The 4280-nt window shown below is 68.2% G+C and carries 6 protein-coding genes; 2 read left to right on the top strand and 4 right to left on the bottom strand.

All coding sequences use genetic code 11. The annotated features are described in order from the left end of the window. Positions 1–244 precede the first annotated feature (244 nt). Positions 245–952, bottom strand: a complete 708-nt coding sequence (locus tag VML93_RS35070; RefSeq protein WP_325617909.1) for a type 1 glutamine amidotransferase — start codon at positions 950–952, stop codon at positions 245–247. After that, on the bottom strand, positions 945–2174 hold the full coding sequence (locus VML93_RS35065; protein ID WP_325617907.1) for a Mur ligase family protein: 1230 nt from the start codon (positions 2172–2174) through the stop codon (positions 945–947). Before VML93_RS35065 ends, VML93_RS35070 begins: the two co-directional genes overlap by 8 nt. A 110-nt stretch (positions 2175–2284) precedes the next feature. Between VML93_RS35065 and VML93_RS35060 the strand changes: the two genes are divergently transcribed. After that, on the top strand, positions 2285–2947 hold the full coding sequence (locus tag VML93_RS35060; protein WP_325617905.1) for a hypothetical protein: 663 nt from the start codon (positions 2285–2287) through the stop codon (positions 2945–2947). Positions 2948–2956: 9 nt separating this feature from the next. After that, positions 2957–3439 (top strand): helix-turn-helix transcriptional regulator, encoded by a 483-nt coding sequence (locus VML93_RS35055; protein ID WP_325617903.1) that lies wholly within the window; start codon positions 2957–2959, stop codon positions 3437–3439. Between the two features lie 34 nt (positions 3440–3473). Here the strand turns inward: VML93_RS35055 and VML93_RS35050 are convergent, their stop codons facing one another. Continuing rightward, positions 3474–3974, bottom strand: coding sequence for a GNAT family N-acetyltransferase (locus VML93_RS35050; RefSeq protein ID WP_325617901.1), 501 nt, complete (start codon positions 3972–3974; stop codon positions 3474–3476). Beyond that, positions 3975–4247, bottom strand: a complete 273-nt coding sequence (locus VML93_RS35045) for a DUF1778 domain-containing protein (protein ID WP_414686530.1) — start codon at positions 4245–4247, stop codon at positions 3975–3977. It lies immediately after the preceding gene. Between the last annotated feature and the right edge of the window lie 33 nt (positions 4248–4280).

Here is a 4280-nt window from a genome sequence, read left to right as displayed (position 1 = left end):
GAGTTGGGCGCGGCGTGGGCGGTGGCGGCAGCGGTCAACGCAAGCCCGGCGATGAGCGCGGCCTTGGCGACCCATGTCGTTGAGGGGTTGGTCATGGGCGTCCCTTTTCTCGCTCTATAAGGATCGCCAATTGGAATGCTGTCGCGCAGCCAAACGCCCGCGAGCGTGCATAGATGTACAGCGACACGCCGCTCGGGGCGTACATCTCTGCACCCTCGCGACCAGACGCCTTCGGCACGCAGCGTCAGCGGGCCGACAGCCGCTCGCGGCGCAGCAGGTCCACCTCGGGCAGCTCCAGCGGCGCCAACTCACCGACGACCTTGGACAGCAGCAGGTCGGCGAGCTCCGGGTTGCGTGCCAGGCAGGGCCCGTGCATGTAGGTCGCGACCACGTTGCCCTGAACGGCGCCGTCGACGCCGTCACCGGCCCGGTTGCCCGCGCCCTTGACCACCGCTCCCAACGGGGCGGCCGCGGGGCCCAGGACGGTACCGCCCCGGTGATTCTCGAAGCCCGTGAGCGGTTGGGCCAAACCGGGCAGCGACGGCTGGGTGACCAACTCGCCGATCGTGCGCGCATCCTGCGGCGAGGTGGTCAGATCCAGCAGGCCCACGCCGTCGACGCGTTCTCCCGCAGACGTCTCATACCAGTGCCCGAGCACTTGGATAGCCGCGCAGATCGCCAGGACCGGCGCGCCGCGGGCCGCCGCGCGTTGCAGGCCCGGGTACTGCAGTAGGTGCCGGGTGGCCAGCCGCTGCGCGTAGTCCTCCGCACCGCCCAGCGTGTACAGGTCCAACGACTCCGGCACCGGATCGGCCAGCGTGATCTCGACGATCTCGGCGGCGATGTCCCGCAGCAGCAGCCGTTGGCGCAGCACCACGGCGTTGCCGCCGTCGCCGTAGGTGCCCATCACGTCGGGCAGCACCAGCCCAATGCGCACTGTGGATTCAGCCATGACGCGTGAACCTCCGGTGCAGCTGAAGGAACGCGGTGTAGTTGGCGACCACCTCCACCCGCCCGGGCGGGCAGGACGCGATGGCGGCCACGGTGTCGTGCACCAGCGTGTGCTGCACACCCGCGTATCCCAGGCGCACCGCCAGGTCGGTGCCGCGCTCGCCCGCGGCGACCACAGTGGTGTCCTCGAAATGCTCGAAGCGCACATCCCACAGCCACGACAGGTCCTCGCCGTCGGGGATCTGCCCGTTGACCGCGATGACCACCCCGTCCGCATGCTTGTCCACCATCGACAGCGCTTCCTGCCAGCCGGCCGGGTTCTTGGCCAGCAGGATCCGCGCTTCGTGCGGACCGATGTGCACGGTCCGATAGCGACCGGCCACTTCGTCGACGGCGGATACCGCTGCGACGGCCTTAGCCGGGTCCGCTCCCAGCGCGACGGCGGCGGCGACGGCCTGGGCGGCGTTACCGCGGTTCACCGAACCGGGCAGGGCCAGGCGCATCGGCAGGGCCAGCCCGTCGGGCCCGTAGAGGCTGTCGTCGTCGAACCACCAGTGCGGGCTGGGCCGTTTGAAGTCCGCGCCGGTGGAGTACCAGTGCCCCTGCTCGCGCACGATGACCTCGCCGCTGCGTGGGCAGCTGACCGAGTCGTTCGCCCAGGCGCCGCCCGCGGCCACCCACACCACGTTCGGGCTGTCGTAGGCGGCTGAGGTCATCAGCACGTCATCGCAGTTGGCGACGACGACCGCTTTCGGGTGCTCGGCCAGGCCGGCCCGCAGCGCGCGTTCGATGACGTTGATTTCGCCGACCCGGTCCAGCTGGTCGCGGGACAGGTTGAGCAGCACGATCGCCGTCGGCTCCACCGCGTCGGAGACGTGCGGGACGTGCATCTCGTCGACTTCCAGCGCCGCCTGCCCGGCCCGACGGTTGGCGGCCAGCGCGGCCACCAGACCGGCGTCCATGTTGGCGCCCTCGGCGTTGGTGGCGACCGGGCCCAGCGTTCCCAGCGCTGCCGCGGTCATTCGGGTGGTCGTCGACTTGCCATTGGTGCCGGTCACGATGACCGTGCGCCGACCCACACCGAGCTGGCGCAATACCGAGCGGTCCAGCGTCATCGCCACCAGGCCGCCGATCATCGCCCCGGCCCCGCGTCCGGTGACCCGTGACGCCCAGCGCGCACTGGCCCCGGCGGCCAGGGCCAGACGTGCGCGGGTGGTAACCACCCGGGTGAGTTTAGGGCGATCGCAAGCGCGGCGCTTTTTGCCGAGCGCAGCGGGTCGCCGAGGCCGCAACGAAGGGTATTATCAGATCTGATAAGTCAGGGAGTCCCCTCGTGGGTGAGCCCAGTTTTGATGAGGTGTTGCGCTCCGCTGCGCGCCTTCAGCAGATCGTGCCCGACGCTATGCTCGTCGGCGGATCCGCCGCCCGGCACCGCACCTCCACCGACCATGACCACGCTCTGGCAGATCTCACCGATCGATTCGACACGGTCCTCGGTGCGCTAGAGGCCGACCCCCAGTGGGTCCTCAACCGCGCAGTTCCCGGCAAGATCCTGCTCGGCAGTCTCGGCGATATTGAAGTCGGAATTCGTCAACTGATTCGCAGACGGCCCCTGGAAACTCAGGTCGTTGCCTTACCCGGTGGGGAAACCGTGGTTGCGCCAACTCCAGAAGAAACGTTGCGCATCAGGGCCTACCTGCTCATCAAGCGCAACCAAACCCGCGACTACATCGATGTGGCAGCACTCGCGGACCGCTTCGGCACCCGGTGGGCCGCAGATACCCTCGCAGACATCGACGCCTACTACGACGAGGGCCGTCCGGGCGAAAACGTGGTCGCGGCACAGGTGCTGCGCCAGCTTGGGCATCCACGCCCGAAGGACTCACGAACGACGAGAAACCTGCGCCAGTACAAGAACCTGGACCCAAAGTGGCATTCCTGGGACGGCTTAGTCGATCAGTGCCACCGCATCGCCGACGCGATGCTGTCCGAGTAGGCCGCCGACATGTCCCCTCTGCGTTTCCGAAACATCGCGGCCACCCCCGATGACCCCGTCGAACAATGGGGCGTCGAGGGGGTTTTGGCTGCCATCGATCGCGGGTCGCTTCCACACTGGCGGCGTATCGCCGCCGCGGTCCGCGCAGATCCGTATGGGTCTGTCGCTGCGGACCTCGAACAGGCCCTCACTGTTGCCAACGACACCGGCGTTGTCGCCACGCTGCGGCGCACGCTGGCCCAGGTACGCCGGGACTGCGAGAGTGCGGCGCGAGCCGAGGTGAGGCGGCGGCTCGGAGAGCTCGTCGGCCGGTCTGGGCTGACCGCAGCCCAATTCGCGCAACGACTGGGAACCTCCGCCTCCCGCATGTCGACCTACTTGACCGGCAAGGTCGTACCTTCGGCAGCCGTGCTGGTGCGTAGCGAGATGGTCTGCGAAATGGCCGTAGCTGAGCAGAAAGACACGGCTTCACCGACCGACGCGGTGACGTGAGCTAACGGCCAGTGCCGGGCAATCTCACTGAGAGTCACTGGCCCAGGGCCGCGCGAACGTCCTTGATGGGCAGCAGAAGATGCAACGGATCGGTCGGCGAGGGCTCGAAACCGAAGTGGGCGTAGAACTCCTGCGCCCGGTCATGCAGCGCGTGCACCAAAATCGCACGTACCCCGATGAGATCGGCTGCCGCGAGGCTGCGCGTGAGGGCGTCACGCAGCAAGTGGGCGCCGAGCCCGGCGCCCTGTTCTGCGCGGTCGACCGCGAGCCTCGACAGCAGGATGACTGGCACCGGCTCGGGCATATTGGGACGAATCCGGCCGGGTGCCCTGCGGCGTTCGACCGCGGCGGCGGCCAGTGCATAGAAGCCGACCACGCGCTCGTCGCGACAGGTCACCAAGCAGCGTGAGGCGCCCTGCGCATGGTTGGCCAGTGCGCGTTTGCGCAGATAGGAGTCCAGGTCAGGTTCACCGCTGTCGAAGGTGACGACGTCGTCGGTGTCGCGGATCGGGCGTGGTGCGCTGTAGCGGCTCACCTACGGTGTGTCGAACACCGTCGGCTCGGCGAACAGCGCGGCAAGTCGGGGCTTGGAGGACACGGGCCGGTCCAGCACCGCCAGGAATTGGTCCCATGAAGTGTCGTCGAGCACGAACAGCCGCCGATCGGCAAGAACCTCGCGCGCATGGGCCACCGTGGCCGTGACGGCGAAATTCGTCAAATCGGTGCCCTCGACTTCGGCGGCGCGGCGGATCAGCGCATCTTGCTCAGCAGTCAGGCGGACCGCGAAACGCTCCGTCTTGTTGGCCATACTGAGACTGTACGCCTAATCGGCGTACAACCT

The sequence above is a fragment of the Mycobacterium sp. genome (assembly GCF_035499775.1).
Taxonomy (GTDB): domain Bacteria; phylum Actinomycetota; class Actinomycetes; order Mycobacteriales; family Mycobacteriaceae; genus Mycobacterium.
The sequence above is the reverse complement of the archived record's forward strand: the minus strand, read 5'-3'. Positions and strand labels throughout refer to the sequence as shown.